This window comes from Oxyplasma meridianum (assembly GCF_038024865.1).
GTDB classification, from domain to species: domain Archaea; phylum Thermoplasmatota; class Thermoplasmata; order Thermoplasmatales; family Thermoplasmataceae; genus Oxyplasma; species Oxyplasma meridianum.
Map to the genome: position 1 here is coordinate 391,816 of NZ_CP133772.1, position 22,092 is coordinate 413,907.

Below are 22,092 nucleotides of genomic sequence, written 5' to 3' on the forward strand. Positions count from 1 at the left end.
AACACATCTGGAAGTGTTGGTAAAATGGCTTTAGATGGGATTAGTTGACTAAAGACCACCACCTAGCATAAGAACTACAACCTGAAGAGTCCCGTATATTACAAATGAAACTATCCAGATCATTATGACGGCATGGTGAAGACTGTGTGCTACCCGGCCTCCGTCTGCTATTTCTAAGGCAGTGCCTGCAACGAAAGAATGAAGAAACAGTATGGCAACGATAAAAATCTCAATTATGAAAAGTTCAGATGGTGGCTGTGCCACAAAGATGCCGAAATCCTGGAGACTTGAAACATCCAGTGTGGAAAATACCTTGCTTATGATCTCAAGAACTCCATATGATATTGCAAGCGAAAACGCCAATCCACCAGTAATGCCATAGATAACGCCCACATAACTTGCCACAGAGGAGTGCCTTCTCTTCCTGAGTCTTATAACCTTATCAAAATTGTCTGCAACTACCATGCCAGCCTTTTCCGCGTCTGATCCAAGGTCAACGCTTTCCATAAACGATTCGGAGAATACCTCTATCAGGTGAGATCCGGTTTCAGCACTGAAATTCCTCCATGCTTCTTTGTTGCTGATTCTGTATGTGAGGCGCTTGTAAAGATTCCTTATATCTGCTGTAAGCGATCCAAAATCATGTAAAACAATTGATTTAAGGGCATCGATAATCATATTCCCCCTGGCCGATGCAGATCCAGCAAGGGATCTGATGAAACTTCCGAACATGTCGTCTTTCTTCGTGATTTTTTTCTCTTCTCTGGAACCAACTATTCCTGGCCAAGCGAAAGGGGTTATAACTATTGCAACGTCGAAGTAGAACGGTATCCTGGTATAAAGCCCAGTAGCGAGAAGAGCTGTAAGGAGAACCATGGACAGCACTCCTGCCATTATGAAAATCCTTCTTATCTTGATCTGTAATTCTGTCTTAATCCCAGTATCATGCCATATGGGATCGTTGGGAAGCACAATCTTGATCCCATAAACAAGAAGCCCTTCGCCCATAATGATTGTTATCATGCTGAGGGAAAGCACCGCTATTATGTTTATTGGTATTAGAATTGGCATTATCAGTATGAATGTGATCAGAAATGCAAATGCAAGTAGGAGGGAGACATACATATCCTTGTAAAGATCAAATGTGTAAAGGCTGGAGATGTACGTTGTCTCGAAATTGCCCATAACTGTCCCAGCCTCATCTCTGACAAATTCCTCGAAATCCTGTCCACTGTCTATTGCATGTCCGAATCTGGCCAGGAAGTCCGCAAATACCTCGCTGGGGGTTCTCTGTGAAAGGAACATGGCTGCTTCAGAAAGACCTCTTTTCCAGTTTTTAACCAGATTCACAAGCTTGACCATGTCGTCCTTTAAAAAACCAAGTTTATCCTTTTTTGAAAGGAGTTCAATAATATCGATTCTGTTTGCCCCGCTCACTGAAAGCGTGGCAAAGGCGGTTATGAAGAACGGAATGTTTGAGTTAATGTTGTTTTTTCTGTTATCTCTTTCAAGTACCGGTTTAAGGAATATTGCCATGAGCATCACGGCACTCGCAGCTGCAATAATGATGAAAACTATATTCTTTGTTTCTCCGTAAAGCATAAGGAAAACACCAGAAATGGCAGCTGCAAATAGTACGAATATTACCTCTTTCTTTCCGAACTCTATACCAGAAAATCTTCCAAGCCTTTTTGCATCATTCATTTAAATCATCCATAAAGCGCTGAAATGGCGCCTTCTCCCTTGATATAGAACGTTTTTGTGATATTGAAGACATCATAATACGAATTCACGTTCTTTCTGATCAGACCCTCAATTATTCGAGTCCTCTTGAACAATTCATCGTATATGGCCTTTGGATCCCTCATCCCCGCCGTCTGGGCTATTCTTTTTTCAAGAATGTAGCTGTTATTTAACCCTCTAAACACATGCTGATCTGTAGTTGGGTCCCACTGAAACACCTGCTTGGTTGAAACACCTCCAAGCTCCTCAAAATACCCCTCAATCTCATTTATGCTTGTGGTACGCCTCAGAAACCTTCCGTTGACATAAACAGCCTGCTGTATTAGTGCGATGTTCAAGTTATCCATGAAGGTGACAGGTATGTTTATGGGCGTTCCTGTGAACCTCTGTATCATCTTCTTAACCGATGATGCATGGAATGTTGAAAGGACGGGATGGCCTGTCTGCATTGCCTGAAACGCCATTGCACCTTCAGCACCCCTGATTTCTCCAACAATTATGTAGTTAGGTCTTGATCTTAAGGCCGTCCTTAAGAGATCATAAAGGGTAACTCTGCTATCTTCAGCTCCCCTTTCCCTTGTTACAAGCTGCTGCCATGCAGGTTGCGGAGCTCTTATTTCCGGTGTATCCTCAGCACTGAATATCTTGGATTCAGGCCTTATGAATGGAATCATAGCATTAATAACAGTAGTTTTTCCACTGGCTGTTTCTCCGCAGACGAATATACTCTGCCCGTATTCCAGTGCAAGCCAGAGATAGGCTGCCTCCTCTGCAGACAATGTATTATACTTCACAAGCTGCACCATACTTATGGGAATATCTGCAAATTTCCTGATTGTGAAACTGGGACCTCTTGCCGAAACGTCACTGCTGTAAACAATTGAAAGCCTTGATCCATCTGGAAGGGTTGCATCGACTATGGGGGTCTTATCACTCACTGGCCTTCCTACTCTTTCACTAAGCCTTTTACTGTAAAGAGACAGTTTATCATTATTTCCAAAGGTGATTCTGGTTCTTAATGTTCCAAAGATTTTGTGAACTATGAATATATCAAAAGCCCCTATCCCGCTTATATCTTCTATATTTGAATCCATGATAAGTGGCTCTATTGGCCCCAACCCCATAACATTTTTCTTAAGATTGTAAAGGAGTCTTGAATTTAGTTCCGGTGTCACCGTCGCAGACGTTCCCTTTATCTTGTTCGCCGTTCCTAGGGATACTTTCTTTTTGTAAATCTCGTCCAGATTACTTTCCAGCACTTCGTCGTTCTCAGGAGGAGGATAGTCAGCCGCAACTGCCAGTATTAGGTTTAACACCTCATCCATGAAATGGTCCTCCTCATCTGTTAAATTAGGTTCAATTGGAGTGTAAGTTTTCTCCCCGAATTCATCTAGGTTGATATGGATAAATATTGGATCTCCCACTGGATAAATGATATCAATGGATGCCAAATCTCTCAGTGAATTGTCAGGAACAGGAATAAAAGTTGGTGTTCTCTGTGTATTAGCCCTGTACCTGTCAAGATATGCCTTCAAATGAGGGTTCCGACCCTGTGCCACTTCCAGACTGTCTGATATTATCATCTCTGCCATTTTATTACCTCATTTTGATCATGATACACTTGATATTTCCACTATGAGTCCACGCCCAGGCTCTATCCTGAACGGTATTGCCTGCTGGAACGATTTCATCGCCATTGGATATTTCATCAGGTCAATGATATGTTTCCTCTCCCCCGCAAGGTCTTTTGATGTGAGGTTGATTATTGTAGTGGAAAGTTGCTTTATCATTGTCAGCTCTTCATTTGTAAAGTCCTGTGGGTTCACAGTAAGTATAACCACCCTCCCCTCCGAGAACTTCCTGAGCTTGGAGAAGAAGTCTGATAAGTTGAAATCTCTGAATATATCCTTCTTGAACGAATCTATCAAAACCATCTGTTTCTCCTTTATCCCCTCATTGTTAAGCATCTCGTCAACTGTTGATCTTCTGCTTTTCCTCAAAAGGAAAACAGTGGTTATGTAAGAGACCTGACCGGATAGAATTGGGTTGAAGAGTGAATACCCAAGGGCTTCCGCCTCTGAAACAAATTCCCTTATTGGGAACTGTGTTGATATGTAGGCTATTTCTGTCCCATGTTTCATCACCCCGTATGATAGTCTCAGAGACAGGAGAGTTTTACCTTCCCCGTTGCCACCTATTATTGTGACAATCTGGCCCACGTAAAGGCCTCCTCCCATTCTTCTGTCGAGTTCATCCCCCTCGATGGTGAAATTAAGGAACATTTTAGATCACTAATCTATTTCAAATACCATTTGCTGTGTAACCCCGTCGTTGAGTGTTATGACGATTGTGTGATATCCGGGGGACAGGGTCACATTAACTACTATGGTTCCAACTTGCGACGGCATCAACTCACCATTAGATCCCGCGGGGGTGATATAGCTTATATAGCCCCCTGTAACTATGGACCCGTTGATTATTGTACTCACCGTATTATTTGTAAAGTCAAAGCCAACCTGACCTGTATTCTTTACATAGAAAACGTATCCCTTGTCTTTTGGGATCTGAGATGGATCGTTTATAATCTTGAAATCTGTCTGTATCTGGGTGGATGCGCTTGCCGAGGAATCTGTCAGACTGTTGGAAAGATGTAGTGTTTCGCCTCCCAGTACACCTACAACTGAAGCTGTCAGGACCATCGTCGCGATGAACATTATCATTTCTGATGTTGCTATTGAAGCCATTAAACCTTTACCTCCGTAATTACATTGTAGCCGGTGTTGAATGCTATCTCCACCTGGTAATTTCCAGCAGTCGTCTGGAAAGATACGCTTCCGTTTGCCATTGGAAGCAGATATTCAGCACTGTAACTGAAGTTCTCCAAACTTCCGTTCAGCAGCAGATTCGAATTCATCAAATCCAGTGATATGCTGCCTGTATTTGTCATGTTGATCGTCACGTTATAAACCGAATTATAAGGCGACACGTCGTATCCGGTTATCTTGACCTTTGAATTTATGTAATCGTACATTTGCCTGTTCTGGTCATTCTGGGCATTGCTAAGTTGTGTTTCTGAATGAACATAATCTGAATAAATTATCCCGAAAAAAATAAGGGAAGAGCTGAGCAGAATTGCCACAGCTGCCACGTAACTAAATCCCATACAGTTCGTCAACTCCCTTTTTAAGAGTTCTAAACTCCCTCTCCAAGGACTCAACAATGTCTCTGCTGATTTCTCCGCCATTTAATTTTTCTATGAAGAGCATTGTCACGATGTGGTCCTGAATTGTCGTCTTTATTTTGTACTCCTGGACTGGGGTTATTATTCCCGTCATCTTGGTGAATTTAATCATCTGTTCCTTTACGTTAGATGAGATCCACCCGATACTCTCGTAATAGTCCAGTATGTCTATGGTATTCTCAGGACCGTAGTTATCCAGTAGGAATTCCAGCCATCTCAAGGCTACCATCAACGAAATGACATCGTCTCCAATAGCTTCAAGCTTGGACTTCCTGTGGGTTCTCCATACGTTTCTGTTCCTTAAAGACTGCTGGTCTTCGCCTTCGCCTTCTTCTGCAGGTTTTTTTCTGTTTGTGTCTCCTGAAAGCATTCTTTCTACGTTTGTAATCTCCTTGAACAGGGTATCAACCTTTCCAAGAAGCGAATTTTCCTTGCCTTCACTGTATCTCTGTTGCAGATTGTTAAAGAGGGTTTCTATGTCGGATTTAGAGAACTTAGTTGGTGAATTGAGAACTTTTTGTCTCAGCTCTTCTATTACAAATTTTGGTATGGACTTATCAGCAGAGTCCAGTTTGCTCTGCAAGTATCCCTTTAGTGATTCACTGATCATCTTCGTCTACCTCCGGCTCTATCTCCGATACCAAACCGTCTACATCAGGGGTCCCGTATAGTTCACGGAGATCATTAATGGCTGATCTCACAAGAAGCTCAACCTCATGGATCTCTTCCCGAAGGGCATCAGTTATTTCCTTAATCTCTTCGGGAGTAGTGTCCATGAAAGGATTAAATTTCTTGGATACCATTTCATATAACGATACTACCATTTTAACATTCTCCTTGATTACGTCCAGTTCAGTTCTTATATCGGATATACTCCTTTTTGCACCATCCAGTGCATTGTTTATTTTGCTGATCTCGTTCTCTGTTGAGGTTATTCTCTGGTTAACCCCATCTATGAACTTGCTGTCAAATTGGGATGGAGCCCCCTGGTTTGGGCCAGGGGGTTGTTGCTGAGGCACATTTTGGGTAGCCACGTTACCTGTGGTCTCTCTTCTCCTCCTTCCAAATATATCATCCAAGAGACCCATTGTTAGTCACTGTACTCCGATGTTATGGAATTTATTGTAGTTCCATCACTGTTTCTGTGAAGGCAGACGGTGTTGTAAACTGTATGATTCCAGGTGACCCTACTGAAGGGTTTATCTGTCCAGTTACGGCCTGTCCCTGTTTCATTCCTCCAAATACTGCAGATGTGTTCACCAAAATAACAACTTCAGATCCGGTTGTCAATACTGGATGAGAGCTTGTCAGCGAGTTTGACGGGTCTCTTATTACCACTATTGCGAAGTTAGTAGATTTAGTCACATTCTTTAGTTCTACGTTTTTGAATGTTGCGGTACTATTCTTATACCCAACTCCTGCATTAAGAACGCTGAAAACGTTGGATGTTCCATTAGTATCGACTGCAAAGCTTGCGTTTGTTGTTGCTGGTGTGTACTTAAGCGATGCCAGTTGTCCCTGGTATTCCAGACTGAGCGACACATTTGACAAATCCACAGGAGAACTTCCAGTGTTCAACGTCACATATATTGCTGTCCAGTTCAAACTTCCAGACTCTGGATTCGACCGGTTATTATCCATTCCATATATGGACTGGACAATCAACCCAGTGGAAACCTGGTTTGTTGTCTGAGACCCAGTGCTCGTTGCTCTCTGCTGTAATGATCCGGCGGTGTTGATCAATACGGTTGCTGCTACTGCTGCGACCAGTACCATGGCTATAAAGATAATCAGGGTACCGATCCCAGTTTCAGCCTTATTGTCCGCCTTAAGGCTGAATACCTTTCGGAGTTTTTTCACTCCTCTATATACGGCTCTATACATTAGACACCTCAGCACTTGCAACCTCAACTATACTAATATAACTTTTTTGTATAATTCACTACTCATATTAATGTAAGAAACGCTATTTGCAAGGGTGTAACTATGAGTGCACCTCTCTATGTAGGTTATCTAAATAAAACATCTATAAATGTGCTGTAATATATTATGACTCACTCACCTTCCTCCGTATTTTATATCATATTTACCATCAAGATAATTAACGCGGAGGTTTTGATAGGAAGATGCATTTAGTTTTGCATATTCCAGAAGATCGTTACCTGTTCTTTTGATTTTCCCGGGAACTCCAATAATAAGGGCATTCTCTTCACCTTTAAAATTTTCTGTAACCACTGTTCCTGCGGCAACAACTGAACCGCTTTTTATTACTGCCCCATTCATTATTATGGCCCCCATGCCGATTATAACGTTATCTTCGATGGTGGATCCATGGACAACCGCGTTGTGCCCTATTGACACATTATCTCCGATATTTGCTTCATGATTAAAATCGACATGGATTGTGGCATTGTCTTGTATGTTACTATAATTCCCAAATATGACTCGGTTAAGATCACCTCTAATCACCGCGTTTTCCATTACCATGGAGAAATCCCCAATCTCTATATCCCCAATTAGTACGCTGCTTTTCGATATGTAACAATTTTTACCAATTCTAATGGGCATATAAGCATATAATTTGATTCTTCATAAACATTGATCGTTTATTCTACCTTGTTTGAAAACTATGATGCAACAGATGAGGTTCTTTAGAAAAACCATCTGATAAATTTCTCACTTTCTCATTTAAATTTCAATGAAAAAACTTTATATGCTTTTAAAAAATCGTCTGACATGTGTAGGATTAATAAATAAAAATCCTATATATCAAGAGGTGAAATAGATGTCAGTACCTTACAGGGTTACCGTTAGAATTTCCAAGAATACAATGAATCAGCTCGAAGAACTCGTTGAGAATTATCAGTATGACAATGTCTCGGATGTGGTCAGGAAGGCTGTAGACGAGTTCATCGAAAGGCATTACAAGAAGGGCCCAACCAGTAAAGTGGACGTGCTTCTTCCGAAGAAAATTATTCAGGATCTTGAGAAGGATGTAGATCAGGGAAGCGCTATTTCACTGGAAGATCTCATAAGAGTTATCCTTAGAGACTATACCGCTCAGAGAGTAAGCAAAGAACTGGATCAGTTGAACAATCAAGAAAACATTAAATAATTAACACTTATTTTCTTCCGTTAATTAATGGTAGTTTTAAGAGAATCTCTCTCGGATATAAAAAAAGAGTTTTCCGAGGGATTTATAGAGAAGATAATAAATTTTTCTCGAATAATTGGCTATTCAGTGGAAATTGATGCTGAATTAAAGCTTGAATTCAATCCTGACAGACAGGACCTTTTTTCATTTTATTCTATTAACCGTGCAATTGAATGTTTCTATGAAGGGCATAAATACGATACAATACATATCATTCAATCTAATATTGAATTCAAAGTGTTATCTTCAGTAAGGAAGATAAGACCATTTGTTTTCGGTTTCATGGCTCATGGAAAGCCCATCGGATTAAAATTGAAGTCCCTTATAAGTTATCAGGAAAGGATACATACTGGGTTGGGTAAAAATAGGGCTAAGGTGGCGGTTGGAATTCACAACCTGGACGCAATTGTCCCTCCAATTCTTTATAAAGCAGAGAATATGGACACAAAAACTTTCGAGACTTATGATGCACAGGTAAATGGAACAGCAAGAAAGATACTGGCAGAACATCCCAAAGGTCAGGAATATTCTAAACTTATTCCTTCTGGGGTTAACGCAGTCTTTATTGAAGATAGCGAGGACACAGTCCTTTCAATGCCTCCTGTAATTAATGGCAGGAGGACCGTGCTGAGTGGAGGCACAGAGAATTTCTTTATAGACATAACCGGCACAGATTTTATTGGGGTTAGAAACGCATCATTGCTGTTAATATATGAAATGGTAGTTCTTGGTTACAGTATAGAATTTCCAGTAATCAATGGTTATGCTTCCGGCGTCCTTAGGGAAATCAGGAATTATATAAACAGAGATATTGATCTGAACAAAAACACAATAAAAAACGTACTGGGAATCCAACTGTCCGATAAAACAATATATGAAGCACTTTGTAAAATGGGATACTCCGCAGAAGAGGGTCCTAATCATTTTAAAGTAATAGTCCCGGGGAATCGTATTGACGTTATGGGTCCCGTTGATATAATTGAAGATATAGGAAAGGCCATAGATTTTTCAAAACTTCTTGAAACGCCTCTTAAACTTACCACCATAGGGGAGGGCATTAAAAAAGTCTCAAAACTTGAAAAAGTGAGAGACGTTATGATCTCGATGGGTTTTAACGAGGTTATGAACTTTGTAGTCACTTCCAAAACATTCTACGATGATGAAAATTATAAAAGTGGATTTGATGTCTTAAACCCTAAAAGTCTTGACTTTTCAGTAATTAGAGACAGACTCTATCCCGGAATGCTGAATTTTCTTTCAATAAACAGAAGAAGGCCATTGCCGCAGAGGATATTTGAGATAGGAGAAGTAGTTGAAAATGGAGTCCAGAGAACAAAACTTTGTGTAATGTATGAGAGTTCAGATGCATCTTATTCACATGCTAAATCAGCTCTTGACACATTAATTACGAAAATTTTTACAGAATCATATAAGGTCTCAGCAGAAAACATCCCAGGTATTATACCAGGAAGAGGAGGGAGAATAGAAGCTTCCAATATAAAAGGAATAATAGGGGAAGTAAGTCCCAATCTGATCGAAAAATTCCAGTTGAAAAATCCCGTATCATTTTTTGAAATTTACCTTTGATTCAAATGTAAGAATCCAGAAAGCGAAGTATGTAGCCGAAACACAGTTAAATTCCCTCATTCCTTACCCAGCAATGATTCTGCCTGATCCGTTGTCATGTAGGTTCGTATATTCTCCATAAAGGAAAGCAATTTTTCATGGCTGTAATGGATTTTGAAGTTGTAATTATCAAGTGATTTTTCTACAAGGTTTTCATCAATCCCGGTTTTTAGAGATATAAAACTTATGGCCCATTTGACATCACTATTGCAAAGATCATGGTTTTCTCTCTGTTGGTCATAAAAATTAGATATAGCTGATATCGTCTTCCCGCCCTTCTGACAAAATTCATGTGTTGCAGAAAGAAAACAGCATGGGAATTCACCAAGTAAATCCGAGTAAGAAGCGATGACAGTACATTTTTTTTCAAGAAGTAGACTGGAAGCGTAAGGCTCCCAGATAGCGATTCTCCTGAAATCTCCATTTCTTACCAGGTCTATTGATTTTGAAGCGTCATCCATTCTTCTAATCTCGCCGTTGTTGGATCTTCCAAGCAATTTTTTCATCATAAGGATCATGGTTGATGAACTGCTACTGAGATTCAAATTATTTTTAGAACTGGTATTCTCTATAATGCAACTACCTCCAGTAGCGATTGGCTTAATCATGACTATGGAATCTGAAGAAAGGGACATAGCCAGCTGACTCAGGGTGGGACTGAGCATAACCTGTATTTTTCCAGCAATGACATCGGAATTCAGTCTGGTCGTATTTTTGTAAACTTTAAATTTTGCATTTACCCCCACTTTCCTTGCAGCTTTTCTTATGGCAGCAATGGCAAAGATATACTCAGATGCCATCAGCAATCCAACAGTAAAACTAACATCTTTTTTTTTGCCATTCTCCGTTATATAAATTCTGTATTGGAATGGATTCTCAGGTTCTCTTCTCAGAATTCCTCTTTCAACCATGCTTTTCAGCTTTTCAGAGATATATGATCTGGAATAACCAAGATCTTTAGCTATCCTTGACTGTAGAATCCCACGCTCCTTTTGGGCCGAAACCAGTTTTACTATTTTATTCTCAAGGGAGTACTTTTTCAACAGTAAAAGAAGTGAAAATTTAAAGATAAACCTTCACTTTCCAATAATCAAAGTGAATGTTCGAAGGTAAAGTCTTCTGTCGTTATATTCTCAAAGTTACCGATTGAGGAGCTGAAAAAACTGAGCACTAACCCTCACGAATATTAACATCTAAAAAAATTCAGAGAATATAACTATTGACAAATAATATAATTAAATACTTCGGATAATCATCGTACTAATATAGTTAAATACTTTGAACTAATATCGGTATTATGTCTGAAGAACGGGTTATAAGTTCTCTTAAAAACCTGGCTTATGAAATAATGGCTTACAGAGAAAAACAGCTAAAGACCGAGAATATATCATTTTCAGGTATGTTTTTGATCTCATATATCGCAAAACGCGGTCCTCAGAAGTTAACAGATCTGGCTGTGAGAATTAATCAGACTAAGTCATCAATAACTTATATTGTAAGCGCTCTTGAAAGAAAGGGGTTTCTGAAGAGAGAATACGACGAGAATGACAGGCGTGTTATATGGGTTACAGCTACCGAGAGAGCAAGGGGTCTTTTCTCATTTTATGATGAATTTGAGAGAACAATAATGTCTTCACTTTCAAAAATAGACCCTTCGAAGCAGGAAGCCGCCTGTGAAGTCATAGACAGAATCGCAGAGTCTATAAACAGAGAAAGAACCAGAGAGGATTAATATGGAAGAACAGAAATATGATAAAAAATATGCAAATTTTGTAATGATTTTGCTTGCCATGATAATAGTAGCGGTGATGTATGTAGAAGGTATGCTGACCCCATCTCTTCCATCCATAGCAGAGGGGTTTCATATTACCGTAGATCAGGTTAGTCTGGTTCTCTCTACATATCTAATCACAGGAGTTGCTTTGAGTCCTATAGTTGGAAAACTGGCCGATATCTACGGAAAGAAAAAAATGATGTCCATAGTGATGATCATCTATGCAATTGCTGTTTCCGTCACTGGTTTCTCCCCTAACTTCACATTTATGGTGGCCTCAAGGGCAGTACAGGGGGTAGGACTCACAATAATGCCTCTTGGAATGTCTCTGATAAGGGAGGAATTTCCCAAAGATATGGTGCCAAAAGCACAAGCACTCATAAGCGGAATGTTTGGTGCAGGATTTGCAATAAGTCTTCCTCTGGGGTCTTTGATTTCGAATGAATTTGGGTGGAGATGGACATATCACACGGCTATTCCCTTCATATTCCTGTTAGCAATACTCACCATTGTAAAGGTTCATGAATCCAAATACAGGAGACCTGACGTTAAGGTTGATTACATAGGTGCGTTGGCGCTGGGAACTCCACTGGCCTTGGTAGTTCTTGCTTTGTCTGAGGGTTCATCATGGGGATGGACATCTCCACTGTTTCTGGGTATGACCATCGTGGGGCTGGCACTTTTTGTTCCTATGTTTATGTACGAATCATATTACCATAGAAAAGGCGGGGAGTCCATATTCGACATAAAACTTCTTTCCAAAAGGAACGTCCTTATCTCAAACATAACATTGACAGTCGCTGGGTTTGGGATGTATCTTTCAATGCAAGCTCTTTCCTACAAATTCGAAACGCCTAAACCATTCGGATTTGGACTTTCTATACTTGGAACAGGATTATCAATGGTCGCCTTTGCAATAGGTATGATTATTTTCGCCGTTTTAACAGGAAAAGTAATTTCCAGAATTGGAATTAAACCTCTTGCCATAGTTGGAGCAATCGTAACAGGTATAGGTTTCCTGCTCATCGCCACTTCTCCTGGATACCTTATGACACTTGTCTTTGAATTTATGATCGGGTCCGGTATGTCAGTAATGAACGCCTCTTTGATAAATCTGCTTGTGCTTTCAGTGGAACCACAAAATATGGGCCTGGCAACATCTATGAACAGTACTTTCAGATATCTGGGCAGCAGTATAGGTGCACCAGTGGCAGGGGCATTGCTTTCAGCATTCGTGGTACAAAGTTTTGTAAAGAGTTCAGCCGGAACAGTATCATTTTTATTCCCAGATAAAACTGCATATTTCTTTGCTTTTGCATTAGGTGCTTTATCATTCTTTGCCACCGTCTTCATGATAATATTCGCAAGAGAGGTCCTGGGGAACCGGAAAGCTGCAAGAGTAAAGAAATCAAACGATGATCTCATATCTGCAGTGGAATGATAACTTCATTCCACATTTTCAACTTTTAACTTTATCTAAATTGATAGAGAAGTCCACTTTCGTAAGGTATTATATGAATGTAAGAATATGAATGTAAGATCCTTATTCTTATTTATGTCCACAAAGTCGCTCTGTTGAATCTTGAAAAGGGAATACATTTCGACTGAAAAATTTATGTCTGTTGAGGTGCCATGGGTAAGCTGCGAATCTGAAAGCAACTTCTCTAGGGTAATCAGATAATTTTTGCACTAAATAATTCTGCATAATTTTCATTTTAATCAAGATTCTTAGGTGTCTTACATTTTAGCATGCGACAATTTTCATTATCTCTACCGGTCTCTCTGCCAATCCAATGTTAGGTATAACCATCAGGTTGTATGCAATTGCCGTAAGGCCATTTGCATTTTCATATGATCTCCTTCTCTTTGATCAGTTATTCTACATTCTCATGGCCTTTTCAAGGATGGAGGACTTTTTATCTATCTATTATCTATCTACCATATTAAAGAATATAGGGAAGGATAATCCTTTCTCAGACCAATGCCCACTTCCTGTTTGTATTCAAACGAGAAAGAAAGTTTCTCCTTCTTTTTTGGTATCAATTATTGAAATAGAATGTGTATTCCCAAACACATAGTCGCATATATATTATTTATCGTAGGCTGAATAGGAAAGAATATGAGAAATTCCTGACTGAATCAATAATTTCGCATGAAACCTTTGAATCATGAATATTTCCCCTTGTGACAATCCATTCAATTATTGAATTGGTCTACATCCAGTGACATATTAGCACCCCTTTGTGGTCTTTGACCATCCTGATTCTGGATCTTTTTAATTATTCCATGTCTCTCTTCTAAAGGCAGCGGGTTTCTCGCATTTATGTATCATGAATTAATGGATCGCTTCAGGTGATTCCATTGAGTAAGGGAATGCTATTCTTCTGGTTATGGCATGCAGATCCAGCATGCTGGATCTGGGAAAATATTTGGAAACTTGGTATTTCTTTAAACCTGTAATAGTGGAATATTCCTTGTGATTTTCCAGGAATATTTCGGCTGATTTGTACGATATATTGAATATCTACAGCAACATGAGAATCTTCAACATCTGTTTATCAATATGCTTCCCTTTCTGTCATCAAACGAAATAATATTGTCTATTATGGGCGTGATAAACTAGATATGCGGTGCTTGCATACCCAGAAATTATTAATTGCGTTAATAATGTTGTATATATATCTGATTTTTCAAGAAATGTGAGATACCATACTAGATTCATAAAATTTACGGAATCTGTTTTAAAGTTTCTTCAGTTTTTATTAACGGAAAGCAGTCAAACGAAAAAGAATATATCTATTCAGCTATACTGATTAATAGTATACATAATGCAACTAATCGAAACCGAAAATGTAGGGGATTTACTGGGCTTGCTGGAAATACTTGAGGATGTGGGAAAATCAGTAGATATAGCAACACTTGACGACTCACTTGACGAGGAGAGGACTACGTTGTTGAATCTTTTGGAAGATGGAAAATCTCTAGGTTTCATTAATGTTGAAAAGGGAGATGTTACGCTGACACCTCTGGGTAAGGAGTTTGAGAAATCAGATGTTAACATGAAAAAAGAGATACTCAAAAGGCAACTCACGAAAGTAGAGCCATTTGTTTCACTTATTGCGCTTCTCAGGAACAAAGAGAACATGGAGATAAACAAGGAAGACCTTTACGATTTCATAAATGAAAATTTTCCATCGGACAACAATGAATCGACTTTCAGGATGATAACTAACTGGGGAAGGTATTCGCGACTCATTGACTACGACGTTGATAGAGACCAACTGTTCCTAAGGGAATAAATATTTTTACAAAGGGAAAACTGAAAATTTTGAGCGCATTATTAATGTTACTGTTACCTTAGTTTTTTATATTTAGATTATATTAGTGCTACCTAGGTAACGAAGCCATGGAACTTCAAGATAATATATACAAGAAACCAGTTTCTCAAAAACTGGGAGACTATTCGGAGGTGATTGTCCTCGGAATATTATTCGCACTTTACCTGTTTCTGGGAAATTACTATTCCTGGAGCATTGTAATAGGAGGAAAGAACCTATTGAGCAGTCTGCCTACCTCTGGGGGCAGTGACCCATACTACAATTTCAGGGTCATAGAGTACATATTGCAGTACCATGTGCAACTCGTTTATGACGCCGCACTTAACTATCCATTGGGTTCCATAAATCCCAGGAACCCATTTTTCCACTGGCTGGTTGTTTTCTTCGCGGAGATACTGTCTCCTATATTCGGACTTAATAACGCTGCCTACTATGTATTTGAGGAACTGGATGCTGTCTTCGGCGCGCTCCTCATAATACCTGTATACCTAATAGGAAGAGAAATATTCGGAAAGAAAGCAGGTCTAATGGCAGCATTCCTTTACACATTGATGCCGAGCAACCTTTCATCGGGAATACTTAGCGGCGGGAGAATGCACACTCCAGAATTGATTTTTGCATTCTTTGCTGTATATTTCTTCCTGAAAGCCATGAAACATGCAAAAAAAGTACGTATAGTAGAAAATCAGTCGAATTTAAAGGGGTATATTCCATCAACCTTGAATTATATAAGGTCAAACCGTGTGGCAACAATATATGGCCTCCTGGCTGGAGCTTCGCTGGGTGGTTTGATGTTGTCCTGGCAAGGTTATGCGTATATCGAAGTTATAATTCTTATTTATGTAGGGATACAGCTCATCGCAAATCTTATTCTTAAGAGACCAACTGGGTATCTCACATACTTCACTATACTGTTCGCCCTAATTGGATTTGCCATGGGCTTTTATTATTACAGAGGGGTTTCGGAACTTGCCGGATGGTATAATTCAGAAGTCTTAATGGCACTGATGATAATAGTTTTCGCCGCCCTGATAAATATAATCGGTAGAAAACCATGGTTACTTATCATTCCGTTTCTTGTTATAGTTGTTATTGCTTCCCTTTTCGGTTTAAGTATATTTTATCACAGTGCATTTGAAAGACTTTTGAGCGGTGATGGCTATTTCATTAAGACAAGGGTTTATTCAACAATAGCAGAAGCTTCAGCTCCTGCACTTGGAAGTTATATAGGTGGCTTTGGAGTAGCCCAATTCTTCATAGGTATTGCTGGCCTAGCCTACATGATTTACTTTTACATCAAGGACAGAAAGGATACTAGTTTACTCATACTAGTCTTTTCATTGGTATCAATCTATATGAGCTTTGAAGCTGACAGATTTAACATTACAGCAGCACCTGCATATGCGATAGTTGGAGGAGGCATTCTAATTTACTTTGCCAGAATGATTAAATTAAATGATATAAAAAGAAGAAGAGTCCTGGCGCAACCAACAATAAGAAAGGCATTAAAGGGTAATATCAGCTGGTTACATGTTGTTTTTGTTTTCATTATGGTAGCTGTTCTGGTTCTTCCATCAGGATTGAATTTGGTTTCAGCAAGTGTACCATCCAGTTCCTCTGCAAAAATTAACTCAGAAATCAATAGCGCACTCCCAAGTTTCCTTCAGACAACAAACCCCACCAATCTTAGTGATAAATACGTTGGAGGTTATGGATACGGGATAGTTAATGGTTCAACCCCTCTTAGTCAATCATTTGCATGGCTCCGTACACAGAATACAAATGTTCCCTTTGATCAAAGGCCTGCCTATGTTTCATGGTGGGATTACGGTTTCCAGGAATTATATCAGGGGCAGCATCCCGCAGTTGCTGATGATTTTCAGCAGGGTTTTAGGGCAACAGGTGCAATACTGCTGGCACAAAATCAATCTCAGGTTCTATCAGTTCTTATAGCGAGGGTCCTTGAAGGTAATTTTGCCAACAACTCCAATTCCTTCAGTAAGGCCGTAAATAACGACCTTATGAAATATCTTGGAGGTCCAACAACAAGCCTGATATACAATGTAAGTAAAAACCCAGCATCATTCAAAAAACTGGTACTATCCAATCAGAAAATATATGGCAACTATTCTTCAGTTATAACCCCAGCTAATGTATACTTCGCATTTATTAAGGGGTACCTTTCCGCATACTATCCTATGTCTACTCTGATACCTCTTTATTCAGCACTGGAAGGTAACACAGGTTACAACATCCAGTATGTACAAATAGATCGCCAACTGTTCCCATCTTCCGGTACAGACCCTGGAACATTCTATGCTCCTTCTTATCTTACCGACACGCCATCTTATTCAGCAGACGGTGAAATAGTTCCTACCAATTACTACCAGATATACGCAGAGAACAACACTGGATCTTACTTCCCCCTCAATGATTTCCCAGCGGGAGAAACTCCAGTCAATTACACTATAGAGTATGCTCCGGCGTTTTACAACACCACAATTTACAAATTTATGGTGGGTTACCCCCCATCTGCAGTTAGGATGACTTCGGGAATTCCCGGGCTTACTTCTTCAACTTCTACATATCCGGTACTGCCTGGTTGGAACATGTCTAACTTTGAGATAGTATACAGTGCAAGTCTGTATAATCCACATAAAAATTACCAGGCATATCCAAATGATTTCTCAACAATACCACTGCAGCAGGCGTATTTATACCAGAAAGAGAAGAAAGGCACTGTGATTCTGTTTCCAGAAGCTTCACAGTTTATCTCAGCAGAGGATCCAATATTTGCATATTATCCTGGGGCAGTATTAAACGGAAGGGTAACGACTCCTTCGGGGCTTCCAGTTGCAAATGTTACTGTTACACTTATGGATCAGTATGGTATACCCAAGGGATACGTAAAGACAAATAACGAAGGATATTACAACATAAGTGCAGTACCTGGAAACGATTCGCTCTATTTCTCAACAGGTAAAATAAACCCGGTATACCTTTATGGATCCAATGTGATTAAGCATGTAAATGTAACGGTGTCAGAGATGCAGGGCGAAAGAATAGCCACATCGTATAATGCATCATCTGGTTTGCCAAATTACTACATCAATGAGAACGCAGTTGTAAATTCTTCAAACGTAAGCGGTTCTGTAAATTTTGTCTATCAGCAGGCACCTGATTTCAATTCCTATTTGAACTCAACATCTTTCTTCAATGGAAACGTGATACTTTCTAACAGCACCTATGGAGCAACATATAATTTGTCCATAGTGGATGGAATATATTCTATGCACGACATACCAGCTTACAATTACAATGTTTCAGTATACTATAAGGGAAAAATGTACAGGAATGTCACAAATTTAGCAGTTACCATTGGGTCAGATATTAATTTCAATGTGCCAATCCAAATGAATTTAGTAAAAGCGGAAGTTAATATTAATGGAAATCCCGTTTCAAATTACAAAGTGACAGCCAAAGGTCCATCAGGAACATATTCAAACATAACCAACAGCCATGGTTATGCAAATATGTGGGTATTTCCCGGCAATTATACACTTTCCGCAAGTTCAACACTTTCAGAGACAAATACTGCAAAAGTGGATTTTCCCGGATGGGGACTGAATGCAACGGTTAACCTAACCGCAGAGATAACGGGGGTAATATCCGGAAAAATTACAAATTCCTCAGGTCCAACCAGTATATGGTTCTATGAAGAAGGAGATGTTTCCAATTATTATAATATAACAACTACTGGTAAAACATACATTCAGGAACTTCCCTTTGGTGTTTATACGGTTTATGCCAATTCTTCCGGAAAGGCGTTCATTGAAACTGTAACTGTTAATACAAATACATCTCTAAATATAAATCTTCAGAGTTCAAACTACGTCACAGTTACATCACATATTTCAGGGCTTTCCTTTAATGCGTATTCTGCAAACTATGAGATTCTTTCAACTAACTCTTTCATAACAACCAGTGACCTTACTAACAGGAGTTTTACAATGCTTATCCCTGATGGTACCTACTCATTCTCAGCAAAGTCCATACACTCTGGAATTACTTCTTATGGTTTCAGCAGATATATAGTTAGCGGAAATCAAACCTTTAACCTGAATCTAAATCAGAATAATTCAATATCCATGTTCGCTTTCAATTCTCAGGCAGGTTCTTCATACACATCCACAACTGCACTTACTTCTGGCATCGGGATACTGTATGCAGACAATGTTCCTGTATATTTCAGCAATATATCTGGAAAAGGATTCAGCCAGCTTTACTTCTCATCATCATACTCATCAGTTCTGAGGGCCAGGGCTTATAATGCATTCTTTACTGGAACTATGTATAATGTCACATTTAACGCTTCATCGCCTACGTTTGAATATTCTATGTCACCTCTGCTTTACAAGGTTAACATAGTTTTAACAAATAACTCTAAAATACTTGAGAAGTCAGGTGAGATTTATCTGAATGGAAATACCCGTACATCCACATCATTCACTGATGGTAAGGCGAGTCTTGAAACCATTGCTGGCATCTATTCCATAAGTCTCACAACAAGCAATATGAACCTCGCTGTTCCAGATTCTACTGTGAAAATTTACTCCAGCAGTGCTGATCAGAACTTTACAATTAATGTTATCCCAGAGGCATCAATAGAGGTTCTTGGAGCCACAAACTTTACAATATTTAATTCAAGCGGTGCAGAAATGGTAAGCAACGTCTCCCTGCCAATTGGAGAATACACAGTATACAGTAATAAATCGATGCGTGCTAACATAACAACTGTTAATCTGCAGGAAAATCTCACCCTTAGTCCAAGGATGCTTACTTCTTATACACTTACCTATGCAAACTCTCTCAACATAGCATCCGGAGAATTCAGAATATCTTCAAATATTGGCACCATCTATGTTGATGCCAAAACCGCATTACTTCCAGCGGGAAGCTATAATGTTTCATATTATAATCAGTATTCTAACTCAAGTGGTGACTTCATACTCCATGGTTATCAGAATATAGTCCTGAACGGCAGCAAAAAGGTTACTGTTCCAGTCCAGTCCACTACTTTCAAGACCTCAGTTAACATACTTAATTTATATGATAACTCGCCTGTTAAATACACATATTACAAACTTATGAACCACTCCGGAAATACAGTTGCATCATCTGTTACAAATTCATACGGAAACATCTCTGTAATGATCACCGGTGGAAATTATACTCTATATTTGATGAATAATGCTTCTGGTGTTGGGTTTTTCGGAAATATATATGTTCCCAGTTTCCAGCAATATTTAAACACAACAATACACGCGAAAAATGCCGCTCTTCAGTACATATCTGTAAATGTTGGAAACAGGCTTCTCAACACAACAAATGTCACAATAACCAAGGGTATCTCGTCAATGACTTTCAATACCTCAAAGAAGTATATCATGCTTCCCTTTGGAAATTACACATTCTCCTCATCATATCAGACAAGTGAAACAACATATAACAGCACAGTTATATCTGTAACGTATGAAACAAATTACACAGAATATGTGCACTCAACAGGAGATATCCCCATAAGCCTGCAAAAACAGGTAATACAGGCGTACATTCTGAAGAGCAGCCAGAAGACTCCACATGCGTATCTGAATCAGAGTTTCCCGTATAACTTTACCATTACAAATGCCGGAAATTCAGCCCAGAACATAACATTGTCTTCAGGTTCAACCTCATGGTTAATGAATTTCAACGTATCGAAAATATATATTCAACCAGGGCAGAGCATCAACATTACAGCAAACGTAACTGAAAAGGTCCCCTCACCTGCCGGTTCTGATCTGATTCCGGTAAACGTCACGGGCAATACACGCGTTCTAAAAGAGAATCTTCCGGTTAATGTTCAAGGTCAGGCACTTTACAAAGTAGTTTACAGCAAAATAACAGTAGCATATGGAAAAGACATTAACGTGCCATTCACAATAGTCAATAATGGTACAACGGCCATAAAAGTCAATATGACAGTAAATTCAGCAAATCAGAGCATATTGAAATACGCTTCATGGAATTACGCATTCACTATGAACGGATCAAACATCACAAATATAACTGTGCCCTTCGGGTCATCAATGAAACTCAATCTTACGCTTTTCCCGATTTCAACTGCAGCTGCTTACCCTCTGTCATTCTCATTCAATATCACCGGGTCAAACAATGTAACATATCACGAACCGGTATACGTCCAAAAACCTGCGTATGTCAGCATAAGCCCATATCCAATTGGAAATGGCATTAGGGCCAACTTTACTGGAAATCCATCTGACACACTGTATTTCGGGCTTATAATCATAGCTGTTGCAGTTGTTTCAGGGCTTGTAATTGCTGCAACCAGAGGGAGGAGAAAGAAATGAGGTTGAGATCAGCATCCTTAATCGTACTGGTGGTTCTTGTATCAATGGCACTTATTCCAATGATCTCCACTGCTGGATATATACCCCCTTTCTCAGTTAACACCACTGCACCTACGGCTGTTTCAACGGGGTCAACATTTAACGTTACTTTTGATGCACCTTACGGATTTACAAATTATACTCTTACGGCATATCTTGCAGCTGACAATCTCACCGGAGTATCCTCTTCCAACGCCACAACCATACACCTAAATTCAACGAAAAATGATGTTCTTACAGCAACTATTACTGCTCCCTCAGTACCTGGGCCATTGGTAATTACATATATAGAAACTGCAAATTTTAGTTCATCATCAGTTAGATATGAAAGTACTTTTAGTGTTCAGATACTTAAGCCAATCGTTTTTCACGCTAAATTGATCAATTCCGGCAATGCACCCATATATAATGTAAACGTAGAATTTATCCTTAACAGCGTTGAGGTGGGTAACGAAACAGTCCATGAAATCCCTGCAAAATCATCAGTTAATGTGAATTATACATACTCTTCATCAACTATTTCAAACAATAAAGTTGTGTTGAATGTGATAAGGGGTGAGAATACCCTCAATGTTACTGTTGCCAACACACAGGTAACCTTACCTGACGGACATAACTACTACGTGACTAAATTCTATTACGGGCCAGTGCCCAACTACAGCTGGATATACTATGTTGCCGGTGCGGTCGTAGTTTTTATGGTCATATTGGCAATGAGCGCGGGGAGAAGGAGAAACATACCAAGAAAGCCAAAATGGAAAAAGTAA

General features: G+C 39.4%; 17 protein-coding genes. 7 read left to right on the forward strand and 10 right to left on the reverse strand.

Annotated elements, in window-relative coordinates; translation table 11 throughout:
• Positions 1–48: 48 nt before the first annotated feature.
• The 9 genes from OXIME_RS02030 to OXIME_RS02070 form a co-directional block, all read right to left on the reverse strand.
• A complete protein-coding gene (locus OXIME_RS02030; RefSeq protein ID WP_393971819.1) occupies positions 49–1,704 on the reverse strand; it encodes a type II secretion system F family protein in 1,656 nt (551 codons plus the stop codon).
• 5 nt (positions 1,705–1,709) lie between these two features.
• Entirely contained in the window at positions 1,710–3,335 is a 1,626-nt protein-coding gene (locus OXIME_RS02035; protein ID WP_393971820.1) for a type II/IV secretion system ATPase subunit, read from the reverse strand.
• 18 nt (positions 3,336–3,353) lie between these two features.
• Entirely contained in the window at positions 3,354–4,025 is a 672-nt protein-coding gene (locus OXIME_RS02040; RefSeq protein ID WP_393971821.1) for an ATPase domain-containing protein, read from the reverse strand.
• Between the two features lie 9 nt (positions 4,026–4,034).
• Positions 4,035–4,487: a flagellar protein G gene (locus OXIME_RS02045; RefSeq protein ID WP_393971822.1), complete on the reverse strand. Its 453-nt coding sequence runs from the start codon at positions 4,485–4,487 to the stop codon at positions 4,035–4,037.
• A complete protein-coding gene (locus tag OXIME_RS02050; RefSeq protein WP_393971823.1) occupies positions 4,487–4,906 on the reverse strand; it encodes a flagellar protein F in 420 nt (139 codons plus the stop codon). Before OXIME_RS02050 ends, OXIME_RS02045 begins: the two co-directional genes overlap by 1 nt.
• Complete coding sequence (locus OXIME_RS02055) at positions 4,896–5,594, reverse strand: FlaD/FlaE family flagellar protein (RefSeq protein ID WP_393971824.1); 699 nt, start codon at positions 5,592–5,594, stop codon at positions 4,896–4,898. The genes OXIME_RS02050 and OXIME_RS02055 overlap by 11 nt, the downstream gene beginning before the upstream one ends.
• The gene (locus OXIME_RS02060) at positions 5,584–6,072 is read right to left on the reverse strand and encodes a flagella accessory protein C (RefSeq protein WP_393971825.1); all 489 of its coding nucleotides are present in this window, start codon (positions 6,070–6,072) and stop codon (positions 5,584–5,586) included. The genes OXIME_RS02055 and OXIME_RS02060 overlap by 11 nt, the downstream gene beginning before the upstream one ends.
• Positions 6,073–6,103: 31 nt before the next feature.
• Positions 6,104–6,868: a flagellin gene (locus OXIME_RS02065; protein ID WP_393971826.1), complete on the reverse strand. Its 765-nt coding sequence runs from the start codon at positions 6,866–6,868 to the stop codon at positions 6,104–6,106.
• A gap of 174 nt (positions 6,869–7,042) precedes the next feature.
• On the reverse strand, positions 7,043–7,552 hold the full coding sequence (locus OXIME_RS02070; protein ID WP_393971827.1) for a gamma carbonic anhydrase family protein: 510 nt from the start codon (positions 7,550–7,552) through the stop codon (positions 7,043–7,045).
• A 217-nt stretch (positions 7,553–7,769) separates the two neighbouring features.
• Here OXIME_RS02070 and OXIME_RS02075 point away from each other — a divergent pair, with 217 nt between their 5' ends.
• Both OXIME_RS02075 and pheT read left to right on the forward strand, forming a co-directional pair.
• Positions 7,770–8,099: a ribbon-helix-helix domain-containing protein gene (locus tag OXIME_RS02075; protein ID WP_393971828.1), complete on the forward strand. Its 330-nt coding sequence runs from the start codon at positions 7,770–7,772 to the stop codon at positions 8,097–8,099.
• Between the two features lie 27 nt (positions 8,100–8,126).
• Positions 8,127–9,725: a phenylalanine--tRNA ligase subunit beta gene (gene pheT, locus OXIME_RS02080; RefSeq protein ID WP_393971829.1), complete on the forward strand. Its 1,599-nt coding sequence runs from the start codon at positions 8,127–8,129 to the stop codon at positions 9,723–9,725.
• Positions 9,726–9,781: 56 nt separating this feature from the next.
• On the opposite strand, the gene OXIME_RS02085 is transcribed toward pheT, so the two are convergent.
• On the reverse strand, positions 9,782–10,807 hold the full coding sequence (locus OXIME_RS02085; RefSeq protein ID WP_393971830.1) for a hypothetical protein: 1,026 nt from the start codon (positions 10,805–10,807) through the stop codon (positions 9,782–9,784).
• A gap of 254 nt (positions 10,808–11,061) precedes the next feature.
• Here OXIME_RS02085 and OXIME_RS02090 point away from each other — a divergent pair, with 254 nt between their 5' ends.
• The 5 genes from OXIME_RS02090 to OXIME_RS02110 all read left to right on the forward strand — a co-directional run bounded on the left by OXIME_RS02090 (position 11,062) and on the right by OXIME_RS02110 (position 22,092).
• Positions 11,062–11,496, forward strand: a complete 435-nt coding sequence (locus OXIME_RS02090; RefSeq protein ID WP_393971831.1) for a MarR family winged helix-turn-helix transcriptional regulator — start codon at positions 11,062–11,064, stop codon at positions 11,494–11,496.
• A gap of 1 nt (position 11,497) precedes the next feature.
• The gene (locus OXIME_RS02095; protein ID WP_393971832.1) at positions 11,498–12,979 is read left to right on the forward strand and encodes an MFS transporter; all 1,482 of its coding nucleotides are present in this window, start codon (positions 11,498–11,500) and stop codon (positions 12,977–12,979) included.
• A gap of 1,387 nt (positions 12,980–14,366) precedes the next feature.
• The gene (locus OXIME_RS02100; RefSeq protein WP_393971833.1) at positions 14,367–14,837 is read left to right on the forward strand and encodes an AAA-associated domain-containing protein; all 471 of its coding nucleotides are present in this window, start codon (positions 14,367–14,369) and stop codon (positions 14,835–14,837) included.
• 107 nt (positions 14,838–14,944) lie between these two features.
• On the forward strand, positions 14,945–21,286 hold the full coding sequence (locus tag OXIME_RS02105) for an STT3 domain-containing protein (RefSeq protein ID WP_393971834.1): 6,342 nt from the start codon (positions 14,945–14,947) through the stop codon (positions 21,284–21,286).
• The gene (locus OXIME_RS02110) at positions 21,283–22,092 is read left to right on the forward strand and encodes a hypothetical protein (RefSeq protein WP_393971835.1); all 810 of its coding nucleotides are present in this window, start codon (positions 21,283–21,285) and stop codon (positions 22,090–22,092) included. The genes OXIME_RS02105 and OXIME_RS02110 overlap by 4 nt, the downstream gene beginning before the upstream one ends.